This window comes from Xanthobacter sp. (assembly GCF_041911315.1).
Taxonomy (GTDB): Bacteria; Pseudomonadota; Alphaproteobacteria; order Rhizobiales; family Xanthobacteraceae; genus Xanthobacter; species Xanthobacter aminoxidans.
The window spans coordinates 19,220-43,814 of record NZ_JAYRPE010000065.1 but is presented as its reverse complement, the minus strand read 5'-3'; the positions used below and the strand labels follow the sequence as shown (position 1 = coordinate 43,814).

The 24,595-nt window shown below is 70.1% G+C and carries 16 protein-coding genes; 3 read left to right on the top strand and 13 right to left on the bottom strand.

The window, feature by feature from the left end:
- Positions 1–19: 19 nt before the first annotated feature.
- From ACE3QW_RS18395 to ACE3QW_RS18385, 3 genes are all read right to left on the bottom strand, one after another.
- Positions 20–394: a hypothetical protein gene (locus ACE3QW_RS18395; protein ID WP_374253084.1), complete on the bottom strand. Its 375-nt coding sequence runs from the start codon at positions 392–394 to the stop codon at positions 20–22.
- A 153-nt stretch (positions 395–547) separates the two neighbouring features.
- Positions 548–1,387, bottom strand: coding sequence for a sterol desaturase family protein (locus ACE3QW_RS18390; RefSeq protein WP_374253082.1), 840 nt, complete (start codon positions 1,385–1,387; stop codon positions 548–550).
- A 127-nt stretch (positions 1,388–1,514) separates the two neighbouring features.
- On the bottom strand, positions 1,515–1,841 hold the full coding sequence (locus ACE3QW_RS18385; RefSeq protein ID WP_374253080.1) for a hypothetical protein: 327 nt from the start codon (positions 1,839–1,841) through the stop codon (positions 1,515–1,517).
- A gap of 204 nt (positions 1,842–2,045) precedes the next feature.
- On the opposite strand from ACE3QW_RS18385, the gene ACE3QW_RS18380 reads away from it, so the two are divergent.
- Both ACE3QW_RS18380 and ACE3QW_RS18375 read left to right on the top strand, forming a co-directional pair.
- Entirely contained in the window at positions 2,046–2,762 is a 717-nt protein-coding gene (locus ACE3QW_RS18380) for a response regulator (RefSeq protein WP_374253078.1), read from the top strand.
- A gap of 7 nt (positions 2,763–2,769) precedes the next feature.
- Positions 2,770–4,137: an ATP-binding protein gene (locus ACE3QW_RS18375; protein ID WP_374253076.1), complete on the top strand. Its 1,368-nt coding sequence runs from the start codon at positions 2,770–2,772 to the stop codon at positions 4,135–4,137.
- Between the two features lie 27 nt (positions 4,138–4,164).
- Here ACE3QW_RS18375 and ACE3QW_RS18370 read toward each other — a convergent pair whose 3' ends face one another.
- The 5 genes from ACE3QW_RS18370 to ACE3QW_RS18350 all read right to left on the bottom strand — a co-directional run bounded on the left by ACE3QW_RS18370 (position 4,165) and on the right by ACE3QW_RS18350 (position 9,456).
- On the bottom strand, positions 4,165–5,460 hold the full coding sequence (locus ACE3QW_RS18370; RefSeq protein ID WP_374253074.1) for a PrpF domain-containing protein: 1,296 nt from the start codon (positions 5,458–5,460) through the stop codon (positions 4,165–4,167).
- 174 nt (positions 5,461–5,634) lie between these two features.
- Positions 5,635–6,981: an amidase gene (locus tag ACE3QW_RS18365; protein ID WP_374253072.1), complete on the bottom strand. Its 1,347-nt coding sequence runs from the start codon at positions 6,979–6,981 to the stop codon at positions 5,635–5,637.
- A 28-nt stretch (positions 6,982–7,009) separates the two neighbouring features.
- Complete coding sequence (locus ACE3QW_RS18360) at positions 7,010–7,390, bottom strand: cupin domain-containing protein (RefSeq protein ID WP_029555865.1); 381 nt, start codon at positions 7,388–7,390, stop codon at positions 7,010–7,012.
- Positions 7,391–7,416: 26 nt separating this feature from the next.
- A complete protein-coding gene (locus ACE3QW_RS18355) occupies positions 7,417–8,904 on the bottom strand; it encodes a 4-hydroxyphenylacetate 3-hydroxylase family protein (protein WP_374253070.1) in 1,488 nt (495 codons plus the stop codon).
- Positions 8,905–8,925: 21 nt separating this feature from the next.
- Positions 8,926–9,456, bottom strand: a complete 531-nt coding sequence (locus ACE3QW_RS18350; RefSeq protein ID WP_374253069.1) for a flavin reductase family protein — start codon at positions 9,454–9,456, stop codon at positions 8,926–8,928.
- 189 nt (positions 9,457–9,645) lie between these two features.
- On the opposite strand from ACE3QW_RS18350, the gene ACE3QW_RS18345 reads away from it, so the two are divergent.
- Entirely contained in the window at positions 9,646–10,194 is a 549-nt protein-coding gene (locus tag ACE3QW_RS18345) for a MarR family winged helix-turn-helix transcriptional regulator (RefSeq protein ID WP_374253068.1), read from the top strand.
- Positions 10,195–10,423: 229 nt separating this feature from the next.
- Here the strand turns inward: ACE3QW_RS18345 and ACE3QW_RS18340 are convergent, their stop codons facing one another.
- From ACE3QW_RS18340 to ACE3QW_RS18320, 5 genes are all read right to left on the bottom strand, one after another.
- The gene (locus tag ACE3QW_RS18340; RefSeq protein WP_374253066.1) at positions 10,424–11,185 is read right to left on the bottom strand and encodes an ABC transporter ATP-binding protein; all 762 of its coding nucleotides are present in this window, start codon (positions 11,183–11,185) and stop codon (positions 10,424–10,426) included.
- Positions 11,182–12,327: an ABC transporter permease gene (locus ACE3QW_RS18335; RefSeq protein WP_250168703.1), complete on the bottom strand. Its 1,146-nt coding sequence runs from the start codon at positions 12,325–12,327 to the stop codon at positions 11,182–11,184. Before ACE3QW_RS18335 ends, ACE3QW_RS18340 begins: the two co-directional genes overlap by 4 nt.
- Positions 12,328–12,336: 9 nt before the next feature.
- Positions 12,337–13,527 carry an efflux RND transporter periplasmic adaptor subunit gene (locus ACE3QW_RS18330; protein ID WP_374253064.1) on the bottom strand — a complete coding sequence of 397 codons (1,191 nt, stop codon included), beginning with the start codon at positions 13,525–13,527 and terminating at the stop codon, positions 12,337–12,339.
- Positions 13,528–13,579: 52 nt separating this feature from the next.
- Complete coding sequence (locus ACE3QW_RS18325) at positions 13,580–22,825, bottom strand: SDR family NAD(P)-dependent oxidoreductase (protein WP_374253062.1); 9,246 nt, start codon at positions 22,823–22,825, stop codon at positions 13,580–13,582.
- A 291-nt stretch (positions 22,826–23,116) separates the two neighbouring features.
- Complete coding sequence (locus tag ACE3QW_RS18320) at positions 23,117–24,595, bottom strand: hypothetical protein (RefSeq protein ID WP_374253061.1); 1,479 nt, start codon at positions 24,593–24,595, stop codon at positions 23,117–23,119.

Below are 24,595 nucleotides of genomic sequence, written 5' to 3'. Positions count from 1 at the left end.
GCTGCGGTGCGGCAAAATGTCAGTAGGCGAGCGCGCCGACCTTTTCCACCTGGATGGCGTCGCCGACGCGCACGATGCGCAGCGAGGTGCCATCACGGCCGACCGGGCCGGGGAGGGAGACGATCTGCTCGTCGCCGGGCTGCTGGAGCACGGTGGAAACGCGGACCACGGCCGGCGTGGCACCGGGCTCACCGGCGGCATCAAGGGTCGTAACCACTTGATAACCCTTGGCGGCACGCACGTAATAGGTGACGGCGGAAGCCTTGCCACCCAGATTGGTCACGATGGCCTGACGCTCGGCGGGGAGGGTCTCGCCAGCGAAGGCAGGGACGGCCGCGATCACAGAGGTCGCGGAAAGGAGGCCGGCAACGCCGGCGAGGAGGATGTTCTTCATGTCAGCCTCGCTGCGCTCCGTGCGGCCCGCGGCCAAGATCTCGGTGCGCTTTAGCTGTGGTGCACCATACCGGACTTGCTGCGATGCAGCACGCGTATTTTCCGCATTCCAGAAATGCATTCCACGCAAATCTCCACCTACCTCGGTACCCTTTCAGCCCGGAGGCCCGAAAAGGACGCGCAGGCGGGCCCTGACACCCCGGCTGACACCCCACTGCCGGTACATGTCCACCCAGGTATTCGAGACGATTCGGATGGGGTTCAGGCTCGATTCCACACCGGCCACTCCGAACACCAGCGGCTCCCCCTTCGGCGCTTCGGTGAATGTGCCGAACATCCGGTCGAAGATGATCAGTACGCCACCGAAATTGCGGTCGAGGACGGCGGTGTTCGCGGCGTGATGCACCTGATGATGGCGGGGCGTGTTCAGCACCCATTCCAGCGGGCCGAGATGGGGCGGGGCGGCGAGGTGGAGGAAGAACTGGTAGACGAGGCTCGCCCCCAGCATGCCGAACACCGCCAGCGGCGGGAAGCCGATCAGCACCAGCGGCAGGTAGAACACGAACCCGCCGGTGAGTTGCCCGCCCCATCCGAGGCGCACCGCCGCCGAGAGGTTCAGGCGGGTGGCGGAGTGATGGACGGAATGGGTCGCCCACAGCCAGCGCACCTTGTGCATGGCGAAGTGGTGGACATAGTAGCTCAGCTCCACCCCGAGGAAGAGCGCGACCCAGGCCACGGCCCCGTCCATGGGGATGTCGAACAGTCTGTGGCCGGAGACGAAGAACACGGGCACGGCGACGATCCCCGCGGTGAGCGCTGCGATCACCTTGTTGCCGACGGCGATGGCGAGGGAGGCGGCGGTCTCCCGCGCGTCGTAGCTGTCGTGATGGTTGAGCCTGTGAAACAGGAATTCCACGAGCATCAGTGCAAGCGCGATGAGCGCGAAGGCAAGCGGATGGGGCACGGCGGTGCCGCTGGCGAGAAGGCCGAACATAACGATGATCCCGTGTGGGGCCCCCAGCCCCGCCGTCCCGACACCGAACGGTCAGCCGGGCCGCGACCTGGGGCGGAGGCCGCGACCCGGCTTTCCGAGCCTTGACGGCCCGGAGCTGGATATCCGGTCAGTAGCGGCTCACCGTGCCGGAATGGCTCACGCTGTTGCCGGCCGGGCCGGTGCTGGAGCCCTGGTAGGAATAGGTGCCGGGGGAGGTGCGGGTGACGCTGCCGGTATGCGAAGCCGTGCCGCCAGCAGGGCCGGTGACGGTGGAAGCGCGGCTGCAGGTGCCGCCCGCGCAGCCGCCGGCAGCAGAGCTGTTGTAGGTGCCGCGCGGCGTGGTGGTGCTGCCGGTGCGCGTCCAGGCGGCCGCCTCGCCGATGCCCGAGAGCATCGTGAACCCGGCGACGGTGAGGATGGCGGCGGAACGGGAGAAGGGGATCAGGCTGGGCATCTCGGTCTCACTCAGGCGCCATCCCGGGGGGCATGGCCGGTTGCGATGGGGAGAGCTTCACGGATGGCCGTTGCATCGCGTTTGCCTGCCGGTGAGGTGCTGTAACGTTTTGTATCCTCCACACGGCCGCGCATTGATGGCGGGCGTCCCTCCGGCGAAACTCGCCCCGTCCCAGCCGAGACCCCACCCCTTGGAGACCCGCTTTTGGCCCCGCGCACGCTGCTCATCGTCGAGGACGACCGCGAGATTCGCGCCCTGCTCGCGGACTTCCTCGGCCGCGAGGGCTATGGCGTGCTGGCGGCCGAGGATGGCGTCGCCATGGACCGTATCCTGTCGACCGCGCGGCCAGACCTGGTGATCCTCGACCTCATGCTGCCGGGCGAGGACGGTCTGTCCATCTGCCGCCGCCTCCGGGCGCGGGGCGGCGTGCCCATCCTCATGCTCACCGCCAAGGGCGACGATGTGGACCGCATCGTCGGGCTGGAGATGGGCGCCGACGACTATCTGCCGAAGCCGTTCAACCCGCGCGAGCTGCTCGCCCGCATCCGGGCCGTGCTGCGCCGGGCGGACGGGACGCTGGTGGAGCCCGCCCCGCGCAACCGCCGCGTCGCCTTCGCCGGCTTCGTGGCCGATCTCGACGCCCGCAGCGTCGCCGAGGCCGACGGCCCCCTCCTCGACCTCACCTCGGCGGAGTTCGAGCTGCTCGCCTGCTTCCTGGAGCGGCCGAAGCGCGTGCTCTCCCGCGACCAGCTTCTGGACTGGACCCGCGGGCGCTCGGCCGACCCGTTCGACCGCACCATCGATGTCTCCATCAGCCGGCTGAGGCGCAAGCTCTCCGCCGTCTCGGAAGAGGCGGCCCTGCTCATCAAGACCGTCCGCAATGGCGGCTATCTGCTCACCGTCGATGTCCGCCAGCTCTGATCCGGCGATGCGCCGTCACCGCCGGTTCGGGCTCGGCACGCGGCTGGCGCTGATCGTCGTCGCCGGCCTTTTGGCGGTGCAGGTGCTGATGCTCGCCGCCTATGTGCTGGAGCGCCAGCGGTCCTCCTCGCCCGTCGCCGTGCTGATGGTGATGCAGCGCATCGCCGCGCTGGCGCAGCTGCTGGATCGGCTGCCCCCCGCCGAGCGCGATCTCGCCGTGCGCGCGGCCGCAGGTCCCGGCTTCCTCGTCGCCATCCGGTCCGAGAAGCCGAACATCCAGACGCCGCGCCTGCTCGGCTTCGCCGAGCGCCGGCTCCGGCTGCTCACGGGACTGCCGCCGGACCGCTTCATCGCGCTGTCGCTCGCCGGCGACGATCACCCCCACGGCCTCGTCGAGCGCCTGCGCGACCTGCGCGGCGCGAAGCTCACCGTGGCCTTTGCGCTGGTCGGCGGCGGCTATCTGGAGATCGTGGCGGGAGGCGACGTGACGGTGCGCTTCCTCGGCCTTCCGGTGGGGCTCATCGGCGGCATCCTCGGCTTCCTCGTGGCCCTCCTCGCCCTGCTCGCGGTGCGCCGGGAGACCCGCCCCCTCTCCGACCTCGCGGCGGCGGTGGAGCGGTTCGGCGCCCAGCTCCAGCCCTCGCATGTGAAGGAACGCGGCGCCCCGGACGTGCGGCTGGTGATCCGCACGGTGAATGCCATGCAGGCCCGCATCTCGGAACTGGTGCGCATGCGCACGCTGGTATTGGGGGCCATCAGCCACGATCTGCGCACCTATCTCACGCGCCTGCGGCTGCGGCTGGAACTGATGCCGCCCGGCGACCAGGTGGAGAAGGCCCGCACCGACCTCGACGGGATGCAGGCGCTGGTGGACGACGCCCTCGCCTTCGCCCGTGCCTCCTTCGCCCCCGCCTCCGGCGAGACCGTGGACCTCGGCGCGCTGGCGCGGGCCGAGTGCGAGACGCGCCGGGCGCAGGGCGCGGCCGTCAGGCTCCATGGCGCCGACGCGGAGTGGGTGGTCGCCGGCAATCGCGGCGCGCTCGCCCGCGTGCTCGCCAATCTCGTCGGAAACGCCATCGCCTATGGCGCGTGCGCGGACATCACGCTTCTGGCTCGCGGCGACGCGGTGGACCTCGTGGTGGAAGATCGCGGGCCGGGCATTCCCGAGGGCGAGCGGGAAACGGTGTTCGAGCCCTTCTACCGGCTGGAGCCCTCGCGCAACCGCGACAGCGGCGGCGCCGGCCTCGGCCTCACCATCGTGCGGCAGATCGCCGAGGGGCACGGCGGCGGCGTCACCATCTCCGACCGCCCCGGCGGCGGCGCCTGCCTCACCGTGCGGCTGCCGAAGCCGGGAGGGCAGGCCGGCACGCCCTGAACCGGTCCGGGCCCAGGGCGAACCCGCTCACCGCTGCACCGAAATGTCCTCGCCCCTCAGGAAGTAGGAGGCAGCGTCAAGATCGTCGGCGACCGTCCAGGCCGTCTGTTCCGACGGGCGGTTGACCTTGATGTAGACCGTGCCGTCACAGATGATCCGCGCGGTGCGCGGAAAGCTCAGTTCGGAGAAGGTGGCGGCGGTCCGGTCGGCGCCCAGAATGGGGCTGGTCTTCAATGCGAAGGTGCCGCTGGGATGGCCGAGCGTCAGGCTCCCGCCCTTCCCCGCCTTCAGCGCGCCGTCGCGCAGGGCCTGGTTGGGCACGGTGCCGGGGATGGCCGCGGCGGCCGCGAGGCAGGTGGACCCGCTCCCCGGCGCCGCCGAATGCATGATCGATTCGAGATAGAAGCGCGCGACGACATCCACCGCCTCGGCCTTCACCTCATGCCCGTCGAGGTCCGTGTAGGTCGCGGGCGCGGCGACCGAGACGGCGAAGGGCAGCGTCGCCTTGCCGATGGTGTCGATCGTGTACTGGTTCCAGCCGATCAACTGGGCGATCTTCAGCCGCAGCTCGGTGAGGCGGGCGAGCATGCCGGGCGGCGTCAGCACCGCTCCGGTGGGCGAGGGCAGTTCCAGGCCCGTGCAGCCCAGCCCGAAGTCCTCGGCCCGGAAGAACCCGCAGATATTCACCATGTCGACGATGGTGACATCGATCTTGCTGCCGTCGCTCAACACGACGGTGTCCACCAGATTGCCGGTGGGAAAGGTCCGGCCGGTGAAGCCGCCGCCCTGGTCGCGGAAGTCCACCAGAATTTCCGCGCCCGTCCCCGGCACCCCGCCGATGGCGGTCTGGCCATCCACCAGCGCCTCGCCGTTGGCGACGTCGAGGGTCATGTACATCATCTTCTGCGTGTTGGTCGAATAGGCGCGCACGGTGAGGCGGCCGTCCCGGACGCCCGGGATCATGTTCTTCATCAGGGCGAACACCGGCACCCCGGCCGAGATGTTGCCGCAGTTCATCTTGTAGGTGACGGTCGCCGGCTGGTCGGGAAAGATCTGCACGAAAGTGTAGTCCACATCGGCGCCCTCGCGTGTGGAGGGCTGCACGATGGCGGTCTTCGACTGCAGGATGGTGTTGCCGCCGAGACCGTCCATGCCCATCGGGTCGGGCGAGCCGCGCACGGCCAGCAGGAACTCTTCAAGCCCCTGGCCCGGCAGGGGGACGTTGCGCCCTTCGAAATAGAACCCCCGGCTGCTGCCACCCCGGATCAGGGTGATGGGGGCCAGCGTCTGCTCGAGATTGCGATCGAAGTGAAACAAGCCCATGGCGCCCGCCCCCCCGCGCCGCCACATTGGGCGATCGCGTCCCTGATCTCGGCCTCCGAACGGAGACCCGGTGAACCGCTGCAAAACTTGCGGCACCTCCAGGACGGCTGCGTTGACATAGGTCATCACGAGCGGGCGCGATCAGGCGATCGCCCCCCCTTGCGGGACGGTCGTTCAGTCCTTCAGCGCCGCCTCGACGCCGGCGGCCACGGAAAAGAGGGCGGCATCCGTGCCCGGCGCGCCGGCCAGCATGAGGCCGGCAGGCAGGCCGCCTTCGCCGGTGAGGGGGAGGGAGATGGCGCAGCCGTCGATCATGTTGATGAGGGTGGGATTGCGCAGGGCGATGAGATTGGCGCGGCCATAGGCGTCGTCGTCGGTCAGAAGGTCGGCGATGCGCGGCGGGGCGATGGCGACGGTGGGCAGGGCCAGCGCGTCGAAGCCCGCGAGCCGCGCGGCGGCGCGGGCGACGAGGCCGGCGCGGGCGGCGACCAGCTCCACGTAATCCGCCGCCGACTGCTCGGAGCCGCGACGAACGCGCACGGAGACGCGCGGGTCGTAGCCCTCGCCCTTCTCGGCCAGCAGGCGGCGGTGGACCGCATAGCTCTCCGCCGCGGCAAAGCCGCCCTTGGCGTTGAGCGTGGCGATCTCGCCGAATTCCGGGAAGGGCGCGGAAACGATGTGCGCGCCGGCCCTGGCGAGGCGCTCCAGCGCCGCCTCGAAGGCGGCGGCAACGGGCGCGTCCAGACCGTCGAGGGCAACCGTGGTGGGCACGAGCAGGCGCAGGCCCACGACCGGGCGGGCCGGCAGCGGCGCGTCTCCGCCCGAAAGGATGGCATCGAGCGCCGCGCAGCAGGCCACCGAGCGGGCGATGGGGCCGATGGAATCGAGCGTGGTGGAGAGCGGGAAGGCCCCCTCGCGCGGCACGCGGCGGGCGGTGGGCTTGAAGCCGACGAGGCCGCAGAAGGCCGCCGGGATGCGGCAGGAGCCGCCCGTGTCGGTGCCGAGCGCCGCATGGGCCATGCCATCCGCCACCGCCACCGCGCCGCCGGAGGACGAGCCGCCGGAGACGCGCGGCGTCGTCGCCCGCTCGAACGGGGCGGCGGGGTTGCCCGTGTGGGGGTTCATGCCGAGGCCGGAATAGGCGAACTCGGTCATGGTGTTGCGGCCGACCAGCACGAAGCCGGCCCGGCGCAGGCGCGCCACGGCCGGGGCATCCGCCTTCGCCGGGGGAGAATCGCGCAGCACCTTGGAGCCCGCCGCCGTGACCTCGCCAGCCACGTCGAACAGGTCCTTCACCCCGATGGGGATGCCGGCGAAGGGCGAGGGCGCGGCCCCCGCCTTGCGCAGCAGGTCCTGCGCATCGGCGGCCGCGCGGGCCGCCTCCCGGTTCACCCGCACGAAGGCGCGTCCGCCCTCCCCGTCCGGATCATCGATCCGGGCGATGCAGTCCTCCACCAGCGCCCGCGCCGTGGTGCGGCCGGAGGCGAGATCATCGGCGAGGGCGGCAAGGGTGGGCTGCATGGGGCGCGGGTCCAGAATGGGAGAGGAATCAGGCCGGATCGAAATAATGGATTTCGAACAGGATGCAGCCCTTATCCGACTTGAACGGCCCATGCACGGCGCCCGGGGGACGCACCGCATAGGTGAAGGGCGCGAAGCTCTCGCCGCCCTCGCCCTTGTCGTCATTGCCCACGGTGAGATCGCCGGAGACCAGGAACACCTCTTCCCAGTATTCGTGCACGAACGGCTTGGTGGTGAACACGCCGGGCTCGAACTTCAGGAGACGCGAGCGCGAGCCGGCGCGGTTCTCCTCGTCGAGGGCGCCCGCGAGGATCTTCTGCTGGATGCCGGAGGGATAGCCGGGGGGCACTTCCCATCCGGTGGTCAGGTCCAGGGTATGGAACTCGTCGTGGATCTTGTTGATCGCCATGGCTGTGTCTTCCAGTGAACCAAGTATCACTCGGCCGCGCGGGCGGCGGCGAAGGGCTTCACCTCGTCGGAGAGGGCGTAGGAGGAGAGCATGTCGGCGAGCAGCTTTTCCGCGCCCGCCCAGTCATAGGTGCGGAAGGAATGGCCCTTCACCACGAAGGAGGCGCCCGCATAGAACATCTCGTACTGCGCATGGCGCGAGGCGAATTCCGAGCCCACCGCGTCCCAGGCGAGCTTGTAGAACTTCACCTTCTCCTCGGCGCTGGCAGCGGGCGACTGCTGGGTCTTGCCGATGAGGCGGGCCAGCTCGGCATTCTCGTAGTCGTGCACCGAGGAGGGCAGCATGATCATGCCGCCGCCGGCGAGCTCCCGCAGGGTGGTGATGAACTTACCGTAGAGCTGCTGGGCCAGCGTCTGCGCGGCATAGAGGGTGTGGCGGTCGGGCACGAAATAGGGGCCGTAATAGCTGCCCTTGGCTTCCATGGCGGCGACGAAGGCATCCACCATGCCGGCCTCGGCGGCGAGCTGGCCCAGCGTCTCGCGCACCTGCGGGAAATTGGTGGTGCCGTTCACCTCGGTGATGCGGCGGGCGATGCCGAGCAGGAACTTCAGCTTCACTGAGAGGCGGATCTGCGCCTGGTAGTTCTGGTAGACGTGGGCCGGCGTCGCATGGAACTGCTTGTTCGTCATGGCGATGTCGCGGGCGATGAAGATGCGGTCCCACGGCACCTTCACGTCGTCGAAGTAGAGCACCGCGTCGTTCTCGTCGAAGCGGCTCGACAGCGGGTTGTCGAACACGCTGGGCGAGGCCGCCTCATAGGACTTGCGGGAGAGGATCTTCAGGCCCTTCGCATTCATCGGGATGCAGAAGGAGAGCGCATAGGGCTCCTCGCCCTTCTGCAGGGGCTGGATGCAGGTGACGAACACCTCGTTGGCCATGATGCCGCCGGTGGCCAGCATCTTGGCGCCACGCACGGTGATGCCCGAGGTGTCCTCGTCCACGACGGCGGCGGAGAGGAAGGGGTCGGCCTGCTCGGCCGCATTCTTGGAGCGGTCGGCCTGCGGATTGATGATGACGTAGGTGAGATAGAGGTCGTTGTCGCGGGCGTAGCGGTAATAGTCCGCCAGCGCGCGGGCGCGGGCCGGGTCGTACAGCTCGAACTGGTCGAGGCCCATGTACATGCCGGAGATGCAGGAGGCGACGTGATCCGGCGCGCGGCCGAGGAAGCCGCCATGCAGCTCGGTCCAGGCCTCCAGGCCCCGGCGGCGGGTCTTCAGCTCCTCATAGCTGGTGGGGAGCTGCCAGATGCGGTTGGCGCGGGTGCCGGTGTCGGTCTCGAAGGTCATCAGCTCCCGGTTTTCCGGGGCGCTGTGGAAGTCGAACATCTTGCCGACCGAGGCGATGGACCGGCGGAAGGCGTGGTGGGTGGTGGCATCGGACAGATTCTGGCCGTCGATGAAGATCTCGCGGCCGTCCTTCAGGCTCTGGATATGCTCGGCACCGGTCTTGATCATGGCAGGGTCCTCAAGTTCGGTTCAGCCGGCGACGGCCGCAAGCGTGCGGTAGCGTCCGGCATGGAAGATAAGCGGCTCGGCGGCAGCCGAGCGATGGGCGACGACGCGGGCGATGAAAACTTCGTGATCGCCGCCGTCGTGGATGGCGTGGGGCACGCACTCCAGATGCGCTGCCGCACCGGCAAGGAGCGGGGCGCCACCATGGCCGCGCAGGTGGTCCACGCCGGTCCACTTCTCGCCCTGGGCACGGGCGAAGCGGCCGGACAGATCCTGCTGGTCATGGGCGAGGACGGAGATGCCGTAGGCCGCCGCCGTGCGCAGAGCCGGCAGCGAAAGCGCCGAGCGGGCAACGGAAAACAGCACCAGCGGCGGGTCCAGCGAGACCGAATTGAACGAGCTCATGGTCATGCCGATGAGCGTTCCGTCGGCCGCCTCGGCCGCCACCACGGCGATGCCGGTCGCGAACGCCCCCAGCGTCTGGCGGAAGGCGCGCGGATCGAAGGCAGTGACGCTCGGAGAGCGGGGCGGAGACAGGGGGGGCGGCGAAGACATGGGGCAATGTCCACAGCACTTGATAGCTTTGTTATAAAGCTATTATCAAATGGGTGATGGACGTCAAGCCCCCTGCCCGGCTAAAAACATGTCGGCGTGCCGCCCCTCTGCAGGGGGAGGGTCCACGGTGCGCGGGAGCACGCGTTCATGCCTCAGACGAAGAACGGGCGGGGCCGGAGGCCGCTGCCTTTGACAGCGTCACGCGCCGCCTTGCTGATCGATGGTTCGGACACCGAGTTCCGTGAGCTGGTGCACGACATGCTCGCCTTCGCGGCCGCCATCCAGGAGGTGCGCAACCGCCTCGGCGGCCTCATCGGCCTGTCGGGCACGCAGTACACGATCCTGATGTCCATCGCCCGGCTGGCCGGCAAGGTGCCGGAACTGGGCGTCGCCACCCTCGCCGAGCACCTGCACCTGTCGGGCGCCTTCGTCACCATCGAGATCAACAAGCTCGTCGCCGCGGGCCTCGTCAGCAAGGCCGTCAATCCCAGCGACCGCCGCCGGGTGCTGCTCGCCGTCACGCCCGAGGCCGAGCAGCGCCTCGCCGAGCTGACGCGGGTGCAGGCGCCGGCCAACGACACCCTGTTCGGCCCGCTCTCGGGGAGCGAATTCCGCGCCATGCGCTCCATCATCGCCAAGCTCGCCGGCACCGGCGAACGCACCCTCAAGCTGATCGACTATCTGGCGCCCGACGGGAAAATCGAGACGGCGCGCGAGCAGGTCTCCCCGCTGGTGTGAGGAGGGCGCCGCCGGAACCACCCTCGCGCCCCGGACGCATGCAGCGACAGCGGAATGCGAGCCGGGGCCCAGCGCAAGGGTTCGCCGCAGGCGGCTCAAACCGAGGGTGTTGGGGGTGTCGCCGGCTTCGCCGACTTTTCCCCTGGGCCCCGGCTCGGCGCTCCGGCTGCGCCGTCGCTGGTCCGGGGCACGGGTTTCGTCCCTCTCCCGGACACCTCCCGCTCACCTTCTACAAATGCCCCGCCACGCCCCCGGCCCGCTCCGACACCATGCGGCCGTCGCTCATCTCCACGATGCGGTCGAAGATGTCCGACCAGCGCGGGTCGTGGGTGACGACGCCCACCGCCACCTGCCGCTCGTCGGCCAGCGCCCGGAATACCTCCATCACCTGCCGGCCGCGCGTGCCGTCCAGCGCCGCCGTGGGCTCGTCCGCCAGCAGCAGCACCGGATCGTTGGCCAGAGCCCGGGCGATGGAGACACGCTGCTGCTCGCCGCCGGAGAGCTGGGTGGGGTAATTGTCCTCGCGCTGGCCGAGGCCGAACTGGTCCAGCAGCTCCCGTGCCCGCTCCCGCGCCAGCTTCGGCCTGACATCATTGATCTCCAGCGCGATCTGCACGTTCTCAACGGCGGTCAGGAAGGGGATGAGGTTCGCCTTCTGGAAGATGAAGCCCACATGGGTGCGGCGGAAGTCGCGCAGGCTGTTGAGCTTGGTCTGCGGATCGGCGATGGGCCGGCCGCGGAAATGCACGACGCCGGTGGAGGGCGGCTCCAGCAGGCCGGCGATCATCAGGAAGGTGGTCTTGCCCGAGCCGGAGGGGCCGACGATGCCGGTCAGCTCCCCGGCGTTCAGCGCCAGCGTCATGTCCGAGAGCGCGGCCACCGCATTGGGGCCGGAGAGGTAGATCTTGCTGGCGCCGCGCACCTCCATCACCACGTCCGGCGACGGCGGGGCGAGGCGGGGGGCCGGGGCGGTTCCCGCGAGGGCGCTCATGCCAGCACCTCCTGCGCCCGCACCCGCATGGCGCGGCGGATGGCGAACCAGCTGGCGAACAGGCTGATGAGGAAGAGGGTGAAGGCGATCCAGGCGAGGTCGTCCGGCAGCAGCAGCACGGTGCGCGGGAAGTTGGGATAGAGGGTGAAGGAGATGGCGAGCGCCACCCCATAGCCCAGCACGCCGATCCACAGTGCCTGCTGCACGATGAGCCCGATGATGACGCGGTCCCGCGCGCCGATGAGCTTCAGAAGGGCGATCTGGTTGATCTTTTCCAGCGTCAGCATGTAGATCGTCAGCGCGATGATGGAGCCCGCCACCAGCAGCGTCATGGCGGTGAAGGCGAGGATCTGCACCCTGAGGCGCCACAGTCGCCCGTTCAGCAGCATGTCGCGCTCCTCGTCCTGGGTCAGAACCTCCACGTCGCCCCACGCCTTGATGCGGCGCTGCACCTCCTTCACGTCGGCATTGGGCTTCAGCTCCACCATCACCGCGGCGATGGAGCCTCCATCGCCCATGCCCATGCGCGAGCGGCCCTTGGCGAGCCGGTTCAGCAGCACGGCCTCGGAGGGGAGCACGCGGTTGATGGATTGCGCATCGGGGATGGTGACGAAGAACATGCCGTCGCCGCCCATGTCCACCTGGCCCTTGGTGAGGCCCACCACCGTGTAGTCGTCATGGCCGAGGCGGATCACGTCGCCCACCAGAAGCCCCGTGGACTGGTCGGCGATGGCCTCGTAGCGGGTGGAGCGGAAGGCGCGCCCGTCGATGAGCGGGATCCAGGCGGCGGAATCCTTGGGGTAGTCCACCCCGGTCACGGCAAGGCGCACCGGCTTGCCGTCGATCGTGTATTGCTGGTTGTACTGGATGAAGCGGCGGGTGGAATCCACCCCCGGCACGCCCTCCACCCGCCGGTCGAGATTGGCCGGCACCGCCGAGGTCTCAGCGAAGGGGCCGGAGCGCCCGCCCTCCACCACCCAGAGGTCGGCGCCGATGTCGTTGATGATGAGCAGCGCCTCGTGGACGATGCCGCGATAAAGGCCGATCATTCCCATGGTGGCGCCCAGCAGCATGCCGATGCCCACCGCCGTCAGCGCGAAGCGCAGGGCGGAGAAGCGCATGTCCCTCAGGGCGATGTTCATGGGCGCGCCTCAGGGCAGCTTCGTGCCGAGGCTGACCGGCTGGAAGGCGTAGCGCCCGGCCGGGGCCAGCACCACGTCGCCTTCCTTCAGCCCGCGCGTCACCACCACGTTGGAGCCGCTGATGTAGCCGAGCGTGACCGGCGTCCAGGCCGCGCGGCCACGCTGGGCCAGCCACACGCCGGCCCGTCCGTCGCGCCGGATCACCAGCGATTCCGGAATGCCGATGACCTGCTCCGGCGACTGCGCCTCCACCGCCACATTGGCGCGCTGGCCCATGGCCCAGCTCTCGGGCAGGGAATCCAGCGTGATGTCGGCGGTGAACTCGCGCGTCTCCTGGTCCACCTGCCGTGACAGGCGCAGCACCTTGCCGCTCCACACCCGACCGGGATCGGCGGCAAAGGTGATGCGCGCCGGCTGGCCGGCCTTGATGGTCGCGCGGGCGGATTCATCGAAGCGGGCGGAAATGATGATGGAGGAGAGCTCCACCACCTGCATCAGGTTCGCACCGGGCAGCAGCAGGTCGCCGGGATTGCGCTCGCGGGAGATGACCACGCCGTCCAGCGGCGCGCTGATGGTGGCCTCGCCGAGGCGCGCCTCCAGCACCTTCACATTTGCCTCCTGCGACAGGAGCTGCGCCCGCGCCCGCTCGATGCCGGCCTCCGAGCGCGCCATGTCCGCCTCGGCCTGCTTGAAGGCGGCCTCCGTGGTGGTCAGCTCCGCCTGCGAGGCGGCGTTGAGGCGCACGAGGGTCGTGCGGCGCTCGAACTCGATCTTGGTCTTGTCCAGCACCGCCTGCGCGCGGGCGCGATCGGCCTGCGCCTCCGTCACCATGCGCCCGGCGGCGCTCGCCTCCGCCTGGGCGGCGGCGAGCTGGTTCTGGAGGTCGACGGATTCGAGGCGGGCCAGCACCTGCCCGCGCTTCACCGTGTCGTTGCGGTCGGCCTCGATGACTTTGAGAAAGCCCTGGATGCGGCTCGTCACCACCACACGATTGATGGCGTCGAGGATGCCGGGGCCGTTGATCTCGAGGCTCATCATCCGCAGGCGCACCTCGTGGTACGCCACCGGCACCGGCAGCACATACCACCAGAAGCCGGCGCCACCCGCCGCGAGGATGAGGAGCATGACCACGGCGAAGCGCCGCCACCCGGCCGAATGGTCGGGCTTGAGGTGGACGGGCTGGACGCGCTCCGGCTTCACGAGCGCCCCCCGCGACGCGCGACGATGGGGGGTGCAAAGTCTTCGAAGAGGCTCACGCGGGCTGCTCCTCGTCCGCATCGACGATGGCGGTGCAGCCGTCGCCGCCGAGTTCCATCCGGTCCAGCACCTCCTCCAAGAGGCCGCGCCCTTCGACGGGAGTCAAGGCGGTGAGGTCGAAGCCGAGACGGTAGGCGAGCCCGTCCGTGCTCTGGAAGGAGCGCAGGTCGAACTCGTTGATGGCGTAGCGCATGAGCCGTGAACTCACGGGCGCGACCTTGATGTGGCCGAGGTCCAGCACCTCGCTCTTGCCCTGCCGTTGCAGCGTGGAGGTGGTGGCGCCCCGCGCGAACCGGTCCGGCGCCTGCATGCCGGTCTGGTACAAAGCGAGATACGAGCCGGCGGCGATCACTTCGTCATGCACCGCCCCGTCCAGCGCCGCGTACTCGAACGGCACATAGGGCATGGCCCGGTTGAGCTGGTCGGCGAGGCTTGCGGCCAGCGTCTCCAGCTTCGGCAGCGCGCGGGCCGGCGCCCGGAGCAAGGCCGAGCCGGCGACCCAGCTGATGAAGCCGTTGAGCCGGCGGTCCGTGCGCATGGCGGCGGGGACGTTCAGCATCACGTCATCCACCCCGCCACGCGCCGCCACCGTCTGGGCGACGGCGGCGATGAGCAGCGCCGTCTCGGTGACACCGGCGGCCCTGGCACGGGTTTGCAGCCGCTGCTGGCCGGCGGCGCTCAGGAAGGCGAACATCTCGCCGGACGGGCCGCCCTGGGTGAGGTCGAAGTTCGGCGCGAGGCCCTTGGCCCGGCGGCCGAAGTGCGGCACCGGCGGCGGGTCCACCGCATAGAGGCTGCGCAGATAGGCGTCGCGCTCGGCCATGAAGGCCGGGTCCGTCGCCCGCTCGAAGGTGTTGACGTAGGTCGCCACATCCATCTCCGGCGGCGGCAGCGGGATGCCGAGGAAGGCCTGGAACAGCTCTTCCACGAACAGGCCGAGGGACCAGCCGTCGAACACCGTATGGTGTCCGTGCGCCACCACCACGTCGCCCTCCGGCCCGCAGCGCAGGACGGTGATGCGATAGGGCGGGTTGGTGAAGGGGTCCATCTCGTCGTCCATGAGGGCGGAGATGCGGGCCTCGACTTCCGCCTCGCCGGCCTCCGGCATGTCCTCCACCACCAAAGGCGGCTCGCCGGGGGGCAGGATAAAGACGCGCGGACGCCCGTCGTCGCCCAGCACGAAGCGCGAGCGCAGCGCCTCCTGCCGCTCCTCCACCAGCTTGAGCGCGCGGCGCAGGCGTTCGAGGTCCATGCGCGGGGTGATGCGGAAGGCGCGGTTGACCGTCCAGGCGGACCGGCAGGCGTGGCCGGTCTCTGGCTTCAGGAAGGAGCGCAGCAGCAGCCCCTGCTTGAGCGACAGCGGCACCTCCCGCTCGCCGCTCACATGCACCGGGGCGGACGCCACCGCCACCGGCTCGGGCACCGCCGCAGCCGTGCGGCGCAGGGGCTCGGCGGGGGCGTGCCATGTGGCGTCGCAGACGCTTGCGGCACTACCGCCGAGGGCCTCCAGCGTCGTGGCGAAGGCATCGAGGAAGGGGCGCCCGGCGCCAGCGTCGAAGGCCGCCGTGTCGAGGGCGAGCACGAGGCGCACGCCGTCGCCGTCCGCCACCGCATCGAGCCGCAGCTCGTTGAACGGATCGGCCAGCGCCGCCAGCGGGTCGGCGATGCCGAGCGCAGCGAGCGCCGAGGCAGCGGCCGCATCCACATAGGAGAAGCCCAGTTGCCGGAGCGCCGCCCCGGCGGCATTGAGCCTGGCGCCGAGGATGGATTCCAGCGCTGCCGTGTCGATGGCCCGATGGTCGCGGACCATGGCGAGACGCTGGCGGGTGCGGCGCACCAGCCGGTCGGCTTCGCACAGCCGGTCCAGCAGCAGCGGCACGGAGGTGGAAACCGGGCCGAGCAGCCCGTCGCGTCGCGCCGGGTCGTGGCACTCGATGGCGAGCGCCGTCGCGCCGTGGCGCGTCGCGAGGGTGCGGGCGAAAGCGGAGAGCAGCAGCGCCTCCTGCTCGACCGCCGGCAAGGCGGCGAAGCCGGGCATGGCGATGCGGGCGGAGATGCGCCCCACCGGCCCGCGATTGATGCCGAAGCCGGCCGGCGCCAGCGCCAGCGAGCGCACGCCGGTCTTGAGCGCGGGAGGCACGGCGCGCAGCACTTCCTTCCAGAAGGCGAGATGACGCCCCTGCTCCGGCGCGCCATCGGCCGGACGCCCCTCCGCCGCGAAGGTGGTGAAGGGCGCGCCGGGGACGGGTACCGTCTCCACGGCCGCGATCAAAGCGGCGAGGGCGAGATGGGGCGAGAGCGCATCCGCCGCCGCGCGGTGGGCGCGGGCATGGAGCGTCAGCGTTCCATCGTCGCCCTTCGAGACGCCGAAGCGCCACAGCGGCCCCGGCTGCGTCACCGGCGCGAGGGCTCCGGCGGAGGCGACCCATTCGAGATCGGGTGCGCCGTTGAGCACGATGGCGCCGGTCTCGGTGGCGGTGAGGCGCAAGGCGTCCTGCGCCGCCGCGAGGTCGGAGAGCGCCTGCGCGAGCTGTTCGAAGGCAAGCCCGGCCGGGACGGCGCGCGAGGCCGCCACCTCCAACGCGCCGCGCACCGCCTGCGTGGTCATGGGGCGGGTGCCGAGGGCGAGCATCGCCTCCTGCCGCACCAGCGGGCGGAAGGCGAGCGGGCCGGCGCTTCCGGCCGCCCCTTCGCCACCGGCCGCGAGGGCTTCCGCGCTGGCCGCGCGGGCCTTCTGAGCCGCCTCAAAGGTGGCGGCCACCACGCCGGAGAGGCCGGTGATGGTGGGCGTTTGCAGGAACTTGGCCACGGGGATGTTCACATCCACATGGGCCTCGATGCGGTTCTTCAGCTCGAAGGAGGAGAGGGAATCGAGCCCCAGCTCCGACAGCCGCCGGTCGGGCGGGATATCGGCGGCGGCCACCTTCAGCACCTTCGCCACCTCGCCGCGGATGAGGTCGGCGAGCATGGCGTCCCACTGCTCGCGGGGTGCGGCGAGGAGATCCGCCTGGATGCGCGAGCGGCCGGCGGAACGCTGCGCCAGCAGCGGCTTCACCCGCCCCGTCGCGGCGGTGCGGGCGAGCGCGCGGGCGATGGCGGACCAGTCGGCGCGGGCGAAGGCGGGGTTCTCCTCCTCCGCGCGCAGCAGCGTGCCGAGCGAGGCCGCGGCTTCCGTGTCCGGCACCGGCTTCATGCCGATGCTTTCGAGATAATTGCCCAGCGCCTCCGAGCGGGAGACGAAGCCCGAGCCAGCGATGGAGCCCCACGCCACCGACGATCCGGCGACGCCCCGCCCCTTGCGGAACGAGCCCAGCGCATTGAGGAAGGCGTTGGCCGCCGTGTAGTTCGCCTGTCCGGGGCTGCCGATGACCTGCGCCAGCGAGGAGAAGCTGACGAAGAAATCCAGCTTGGCGCCATGCTTTTCCACCGCGCGGTGCAGGCTCCAGCCGCCGCCCACCTTGGGGCGGATGACGCGGCTGATCTGCGCGGCGTCGAGCTGGGCGAGGAAGCCGTCCTCGATCACCGCCGCGCCATGGACGATGCCCTTCAGCGGCTTGTCGGACGCGGCATGCGCGGCGATCACCGCCTCCACCGCTTCAGGGTCCGTGACATCGAGGGCGAGGGGCACCACCTCGGTGCCGCGCGCCGCGATGGCTTCAATGACCGGCGCGGAGTCTTCGTCCGGCGTGCCGTTGCGGCCGGCGAGCAGCAGGCGGCCGGCGCCGGCCTTGCTGAGATAATCCGCCACCGCGACGCCGAAGCCGCGCAGGCCGCCGGTGACGAGATAGCTCGCCTCGCCCGAGAGCTGCATGGGCTGGGCGAGGTCGATTTCCACCTCCACCTCGGGCTCATCGAAGGTGAGAACCACCTTGCCGATGTGCTGCGCCTTGGCGAACAGCCGCATGGCATCCGCCGCCCGCGACACGGGGAAGCGCGTCGCCACCAGCGGCCGGTAGACGCCGCGCGCCACTTCCGCCTCCACCGCCCGCAGCAAAGAGGAGAGCCGCGCGGGGCGCTCGTCGGCGATGGTGGAGAGGTCGATGACCGCGTAGGAGTTGTTGTAATAGAGGGACTTGAGGCCGATGGGCTTGTCCTGCGCAAGGTCGCGCTTGCCGATCTCCACGAAGCGGCCGAACGGCGCGAGGCATTCCAGCCCCTTGTCGATGCCGGCGCCGGAAAGCGCGTTCAGCACCACGTCCACGCCGCGCCCGCTTGTCGCCGCGCGCACGTCCTCGGCGAATTCGAGGCTGCGCGAGTTCATCACGCAGGTGATGCCCAGCGCGCGCAGATGATCGCGCTTCGCATCCGAGCCGGCGGAGGCGAGGATGCCGGCGCCGATGTTGCGCGCCACCTGGATGGCGGCAAGGCCCACACCGCCGGTGGCGAGATGCACCAGAACCTGCTCCTCGGGCAGCAGGCGGCCGATGTCCACGAGGGAATAATGCGCGGTCATGAAGGCGGCCGGCAGGGTTGCCGCGTCCTTCAGGTCCACATGATCCGGCACATGCATGAGGAAGCGGGCATCGGCGGCGGCGAAGCGGCGCAGGAAGCCCTTGCCCATGCCCATCACCCGGTCGCCGACCTTGAAGCCGGTCACGCCCTCGCCCACGCTCTGGATGGTGCCGGCGAATTCGAGGCCGAGATTGCGCCACCACGCGCCCTCGCCATCCTGCTCGTCCGGCAGGATGGAGGTGGCGGCCATGATGTCGCGGAAGTTGAGGCCCACGGCCGCAACCTCGACCACCACCTCGCCCGCCTTGGGGGCGGGATAACGGCACTCGCGCAGCACCACATTGTCGATGACGCCGGGCTGGGTCATCGTCACGGTGAAGTTGGAGCGGTCGGTTGCCGCCGCGATCAAGCGATGCTTCGGCGCCTGGGCGGAAAGCTCGCTCTGGCGCAGGCGCGGCACGAGGCGGCCGGCGCCGCGCAGCACGATCTCCGACTCCGCGCTCTCCTCCGCCACCGCCTGGGCCAGCGTCGCCCCGGCGGCGAAGGCCGCGGCGTCCGCGTCCACATGGCGGACGGCGAATTCGGGGCATTCATTGGCGATGGTGCGGGTGAGGCCGAGGAGCGGCGCATCGGCGAGGCCGTCCGTGGTCATGGCGCCGTCGCCCGGCACCCGCCGCCCGGCGCGGCCGAGCACCACGAGGGTGGGCCGCAGGGACGCGGTGCGCAGAAGGTCCAGCGCCTTGCCGACCGTGACGAGGCCATTGGCAGCCGGCTCCACCGCCGCCAGCAGCGCCTCGGTGGAGAGGGCTTCGGGGTCGCCGAGATGTGTGCCGGCAGTGGCGGCATAGATGATGCCAACGAGCCCTTCCGGCGCCGCGAGCATGCCTTCCACCTGCGCAGTGAAGGCGTCCGCCTCCATGGCGAACAGGGGCGCCGGGTCCATGGTCTCCACCGTCGAGCCCTGCGCCTGAAGCGTCGCAACCAGTGGCGCGGTCTCGGCGGCATCGCCGCTCACCAGCAGCCAGCGGCCGGTGCGCAGCGGGGCCGGCGGCTTGTCGGCATCGCTCTCATAGGTCTCGTCGATGACGACGGCGCCCTCGCCGGTCGCCGCCTTGAGCGCGCCCAGCGTCTTCACCTGCAAATTCTCCACCGCCAGAAGCGGCGTGCCGTCCGGCGCGTAGACGCGATAGATGCCGGTGTCGTCGCGCGGATCGGTGAAGAACTCGCAGATGACCTCGCTCGGCAGCGGGCCGGCCACCATCACCTTGCGGATGCCGATGGGGAGCATGAGGCGATACTTGCCGCCCACCTCCTCCATATCAGGCAAAGGCTCGCCGGGAATCCAGAGGCCCGCGTCCACGTCGTCCACCACGAGGCCCGCCTGCAGCACGGAATCGAACAGGCCGGGGAAGGCGATGAAGCCGGTGCGGCGCGCCGCCTCGGCGCTGACGATGCGCGCCACCGCATGGCGCGGGCCGGGCAGCCACAGCGCCTCCACCGCCTGGAACGAAGGGCCGTAGTCGAGCCCGTGGCGGGCGGTGAGGCGGTAGAAATCCTCCCGCGTGATGGCGGGGGTGCCGGAGAGAACCGCGGGGTCGAATTTCGCCTTGGGCAAGGTGAAGGCGTGCTGCCAGCCATAGGCCTCCACCCGCAGGCGCCAGTCCTCCTCCGTGTCGCGCTTGAGCGAGGAAATGCGCAGGCGGCTGGTGACGGGATCATAGGAGGTGCGCAGCAGCACCACGTCGTCGGACCCGATGGAGAGCGCCTCCATGATCTTGAAATCGCGCAGTTCCACCGGAGCGGCGCCGAACAGCTCGCGCAGCGCCGCCGCCATCATCTCCACATAGCCGACGGTGGGGAACAGGCAGTCCCCGCCGGGACGATGGTCGGCGAGATATTTGAGGCTCTTCAGCGTGAGTTCGTTGGTCCAGGACGGCTCCGGCCCGCTCTCGCGCCAGCCGAGCAGCGGGTGGCGGTCGGCATCGAAGAGGAACTGCTTGGCCTCCAGCGGCAATTGCACCAGCCGCTCGTTGGCCCAGGGGCGGCGCGGCAGGGCCAGATGCTCCGCGCGGGCGGGGGCATCGGCCTCCGCATCCTTGGCCGCCTCGGTCCAGTCGAAGCCGACGCCGTTCACATAAAGGTTCGCCATGGAGCGGGCCATGACGAGGCGGTCGTCGCCCTGCCGCTCCAGCGAGGGCACGGCCACCACGGCGGCGTTGCGCTCCTGCGCGATGCCGTGGATCAGCGGCGTCACCGTGCGGTGCGGCCCCAGCTCCAGGAAGGCGTCGATGCCGAGGTCGAGGCAGAAGTCGATGGCCTTCTTGTAGTTCACCGGCTGGCGCAAATTCTGCCACCAGTATTCGCTGTCGAACCGCGTCTCCAGCATGGCGGTGACGGTGGAGACGATGGGGATGGACGGCGGCTTCCAGTCGATCTCGCCGAGGCCGGCGCGGAACTTCGCCTCGCAATCGTCGAGGTGGGGCGAGTGCCAGCCGAAATCCATGGTGAGGCGGCGGGCGAGGACGTCCGGGAACAGCCGACGCACCTCGGCGAGCACCGCGTCCACCGGCGCTTCCATGCCGGAGATGGTCTGGGCCGTGGGGCCGTTATAGGCCGCCACCACCACGCTGCCGTCGTCGGGCAGCAGAGGCGCGAGCTGGTCGTAGGTGACGCCCAGCGTCGCCATGGCGCCGCGCCGCGTGCTGCCGTGGGGGATGAGGCCGCGATGGTAGATGATCTTCGCGCAGGTTTCGAGATCGATACAGCCGGCGATGTAGGTGGTCGCCACCTCGCCGAAGCTGTGGCCCACCAGCAGTTCCGGGGTGAGGCCGCGCTCGCGCCACATGCGGTAGAGGCCGACCTGCATGGTGAAGATGGAGGCCTGCGTCACGTCCGCATCGTTGATGCGGGTCTTGTCCTCGGCCTTCAGCACCTCCTCCACCACGGACCAGCCGGTCCACGGCTTCAGCACGGCGTCGAACTCGTCCACGAAGGCGCGATAGGTCGGTTCGGTGGTGAGCAGATTGCGGCCCATGGCCCACCATTGCCCGCCCTGCCCCGAGAAGGTGAAGGCGAGCCGGCGCGGGCGAGCGCGGCCGGTGATGATGTAGGGCGCGACGGCCTCCGCCTCCTCGGCCGGCGCATCGGCGCCCAGCGCCAGCATGCGCAGCTTGTACGGCAGATCCTGCGCCACACGGTCCGCGAGGATCACGGCGCGCTCGCTGAGATGGTCGCGGCTGGTCTTCAGCACCTGCGAGAGGCTGTCGTAGGCGACGCCGGACAGCGCGCCGCCCTCGTCCACCGCATCGGCCAGTTCCTCGGCCCAGAGCGCGAGCGCCGGCTTGCCGTTGGCGGAGAGGGGGATGAAGGCGGGGTCGTCGGACGGCACGGCGCGCGCGGGCGCTGCCTTCGCAGGCCGCCCGCCGCCGTGCCAGCTCTCCACCGCCACCGAGGCGTTGGTGCCGCCGAAGCCGAAGGAATTGACCGCCGAGAGGCGCACCCCGTCCTCGGCATCATAGGGGGTGGGCTCCACCGGCACTTTCAGGCCGAGGGCGTCGAACGGGATGTTGGGGTTCGGCCGCTCGAAATTGAGGTTGGGCGGCACGATGCCGTGATGCGCCGAGAGCACGATCTTGATGAGGCCGGCGATGCCGGAAGCGGATTCCAGATGGCCGAGATTGGGCTTGAAGGAGCCCACCAGCACCGGCCGGTCCACCCGCCCCGCGCCGAACACGCGGCCGATGGCGCTCGCCTCGATGGGGTCGCCCACCGGCGTGCCGGTGCCGTGCGCCTCCACATAGCCCACATCCTCCGGGTCGATGCCCGTCTGTTCCAGCAGGCTGTTGAGCATGGCCGTCTGGGCCACGTCGCTGGGGGCGGTGAGGGTCGGCGTGCGGCCGTCCTGATTGACCGTGGAGCCGCGCAGCACGCCATAGATGCGGTCGCCATCCGCCACCGCGCGGGCGAGCGGCTTCAGCAGCACGAGGCCGCAGCCCTCGCCGCGCACGAAGCCGTCGGCGCGGGCGTCGAAGGTGTAGATGGCACCGGTCGCGGACAGCATGTTGGCGCTGGAGAAGGCGACGAAGGGGCCGGGGTCCAGCATCATGTTCACGCCGCCGGCCAGGGCCACGTCGCAGGTGCCCATGGAGAGATGGCGGATCGCCTGGTCCACCGCCACCAGCGCCGAGGAGCAGGCGGTGTCGAGGGCGATGCTCGGGCCGTTGAGGTCGAGCCGGTGGGAGATGCGGTTGGCGGCGATGGAATAGGCCGATCCCGTGCCCGCGAAGATGTCGGTGGCGACGCGCCGGTAGCGCTGGGAATAGCTGAAGTCGGACGTGGAGATGCCCACGAAAACACCGGTGCGCTTCTTCTGCAGCGTGCGCAGGGTGATGCCGGAGTCCTCGACGGTCTCGAACGCCACTTGCAACAGCAGCCGCTGCTGCGGGTCCATGGACATGACCTCGCGCGGGGCCATGTCGAAGAAGGCGGGATCGAAGTGGAACACGTCGCCGGTGAGGAAACCGCCCCATTTGGAATAGGAGCGCCCCGCGCATTCGGGGTCCGCATCGTAATAGTTGCGGTAATTCCAGCGATCGGCCGGAATTTCCCGGATGCCGCACCGTTTGCCGACGAGGAAAGACCAATAATCGGCCCCGCTGGCGATGCCGCCGGGAAAGCGGCAGCCGATGCCGACCACGGCGACGGCCAGGGATTCGGTGAGCCGGGGTTCGGCAAGCGTGTGGGAGGCGACGGCTTTCAGCTCGCCGTCGAGCAGATCGACACTGTCCATCGGAAGCGCCCCTTCCGTGTGATCCCGCACCGCAAAATAGGCTCATACCAAAAATGTTGTCATCACCAATTCTTGAGTGAACGCATAAATACTTTTAAATGGTATTATGATACGAAGTATATTTACCAGACTACCGGTCATTCTGCTTCATTTCCGGGCAGCGTGAATGAAATGAGTGCGCCAATACTGAAGCCTGTCCGCGACCACACCTCCTGCGGTTGTGCTGACGCGAAAAGGCCGCCGGCACGCAGAGCGCCGGCGGCCTTTTCGGCGATGGGGATGGGGGCGGGCTCAGCCGTCCTCTTCCGCCGCCAGCAGCACGAGATCGCTCAGGGTGAAGCGGTCGAAGTCGCGCAGCTCGCCCGGCGCGAGGATGGAGGCGTCGGAATGGCGCGCCAGCGTCCACAGCGCCTCGGCGACGATGCGGCTGCCCACCGGGCCGAGATGCTTGCCCGCCGGTCCGGCGGGATCGCCCGCCTCGGCGAGGATGTAGAACCACAGCGGCGTCGCCTCGCAGAACGGCAGAGCGGCGACGCGCTGGGCTTCGGGCAGTGCGGCGAGCAGCGTGTCGTCGCGCAGCGGCCTGAGGCCGAGATGCTGCGCCACCGCCTGCCCGCTCGGCAGGCCGAGCCGGTAGCCGCGCGACAGGTGCCGGAGCGCCGACGCCTCCACCGTGTCCGGCGCGCCGGCGAGGATGGTATCGAGCCGCCGCGCCCGCTGCGGCGCCTCCGCCTCCAGCGGCAGGAAGCCTTCCCAGGCGATGATGCGATCCGCCGGCAGGCCGTCCGGGCCCGAGCCGGAGGGGCCGAGGGCGGTGCGGGTGGAGAGCGCCGCCCCTTCCGCGTCCCTCAGGTGGCGGTTGTAGTCATAGCTGGGCCGGGCGAGGCTGGGGGCGATGGCGAAGGCCGCCGCCCAGAATTCCACCGGGATGAAGATGTCGCCCGGCCGATCCTGCCGCCACAGCAGCGGCCCCTCGCTCATCACCTCCTCCACCACCGCCGGATCGGCGATCTTGGGCAGGAGGTCGAACAGCACCATCCATTGATAGCGCTGCCGCAGCGCCCGGCGCGCCGCCTCGAAGGAGCGGCCGGTGGCGACCAGCGCGTTGTGCGCCTTGAGAAAGGCGACGTGGAGCTGGCTGAGCGGCAGGCTGCGATCGTTGCGCGCGTCGCTCATGCGCGGCACGCGATCACGGGCCGGGTCGAGGGCGCGGGGAAGGCGCGGCAGGTCGTTGCGCGGGCCCTTGCGCGGCGGCAGCGCCGGCTCGCCCAGCGGGTTGCGCCACACCTCGCCCAGCAGCATCCGGCGCACGGCGGCGGGATCGCGCGGCGCGTCATAGATGGATTCGAGGTCGAGGCAGCCGGACCGGCGGTTGAACAGGGTGGAGAATGTGCCCAGAGGAACGAAGGCCGGCGCGCCCGCGAGCGCCGCCTCCTCCGCCGGCCGGCGCTCCCAGACGAGATCGTTGAGCACGAACTCCACCAGGAAGGCATAGGCGGCGGGAATATCGGCATCGCCCTCGGCGCGGCGGCGCGGCGGCCGCCCGCTCGGCGCCTCGGCGCAGGCGCCCATGGCGGTGGCGAGGCGGGCGAGGTCCTTCAGCGTCCGCGGTCCCTCGCCGATGCCGCGCGAGGGCGTCGCCAGCGTCGGGAACATGCGGCCGAAGCCATGGTCGCTCGGCCGCGCCCCCGCCTCGATGGCAAGGCTCCGGACGCGCGCGCTGATGGCCTCCCGGGTCGAGGGGCGCTGCTCGTCGCTTCCGGTGGTCAT

Bases quoted from the DNA above. Each gene is read 5' to 3' on its own strand.
- ACE3QW_RS18350 (WP_374253069.1), bottom strand. From the start codon at position 9,456: ATGTCTTCGCCGCCCCCCCTGTCTCCGCCCCGCTCTCCGAGCGTCACT.
- ACE3QW_RS18340 (WP_374253066.1), bottom strand. From the start codon at position 11,185: ATGAGCGCCCTCGCGGGAACCGCCCCGGCCCCCCGCCTCGCCCCGCCG.
- ACE3QW_RS18395 (WP_374253084.1), bottom strand. From the start codon at position 394: ATGAAGAACATCCTCCTCGCCGGCGTTGCCGGCCTCCTTTCCGCGACC.
- ACE3QW_RS18370 (WP_374253074.1), bottom strand. From the start codon at position 5,460: ATGGGCTTGTTTCACTTCGATCGCAATCTCGAGCAGACGCTGGCCCCC.
- ACE3QW_RS18320 (WP_374253061.1), bottom strand. From the start codon at position 24,595: ATGACCACCGGAAGCGACGAGCAGCGCCCCTCGACCCGGGAGGCCATC.
- ACE3QW_RS18385 (WP_374253080.1), bottom strand. From the start codon at position 1,841: ATGCCCAGCCTGATCCCCTTCTCCCGTTCCGCCGCCATCCTCACCGTC.
- ACE3QW_RS18375 (WP_374253076.1), top strand. From the start codon at position 2,770: ATGCGCCGTCACCGCCGGTTCGGGCTCGGCACGCGGCTGGCGCTGATC.
- ACE3QW_RS18360 (WP_029555865.1), bottom strand. From the start codon at position 7,390: ATGGCGATCAACAAGATCCACGACGAGTTCCATACCCTGGACCTGACC.
- ACE3QW_RS18390 (WP_374253082.1), bottom strand. From the start codon at position 1,387: ATGTTCGGCCTTCTCGCCAGCGGCACCGCCGTGCCCCATCCGCTTGCC.
- ACE3QW_RS18325 (WP_374253062.1), bottom strand. From the start codon at position 22,825: ATGGACAGTGTCGATCTGCTCGACGGCGAGCTGAAAGCCGTCGCCTCC.
- ACE3QW_RS18335 (WP_250168703.1), bottom strand. From the start codon at position 12,327: ATGAACATCGCCCTGAGGGACATGCGCTTCTCCGCCCTGCGCTTCGCG.
- ACE3QW_RS18355 (WP_374253070.1), bottom strand. From the start codon at position 8,904: ATGATCAAGACCGGTGCCGAGCATATCCAGAGCCTGAAGGACGGCCGC.
- ACE3QW_RS18365 (WP_374253072.1), bottom strand. From the start codon at position 6,981: ATGCAGCCCACCCTTGCCGCCCTCGCCGATGATCTCGCCTCCGGCCGC.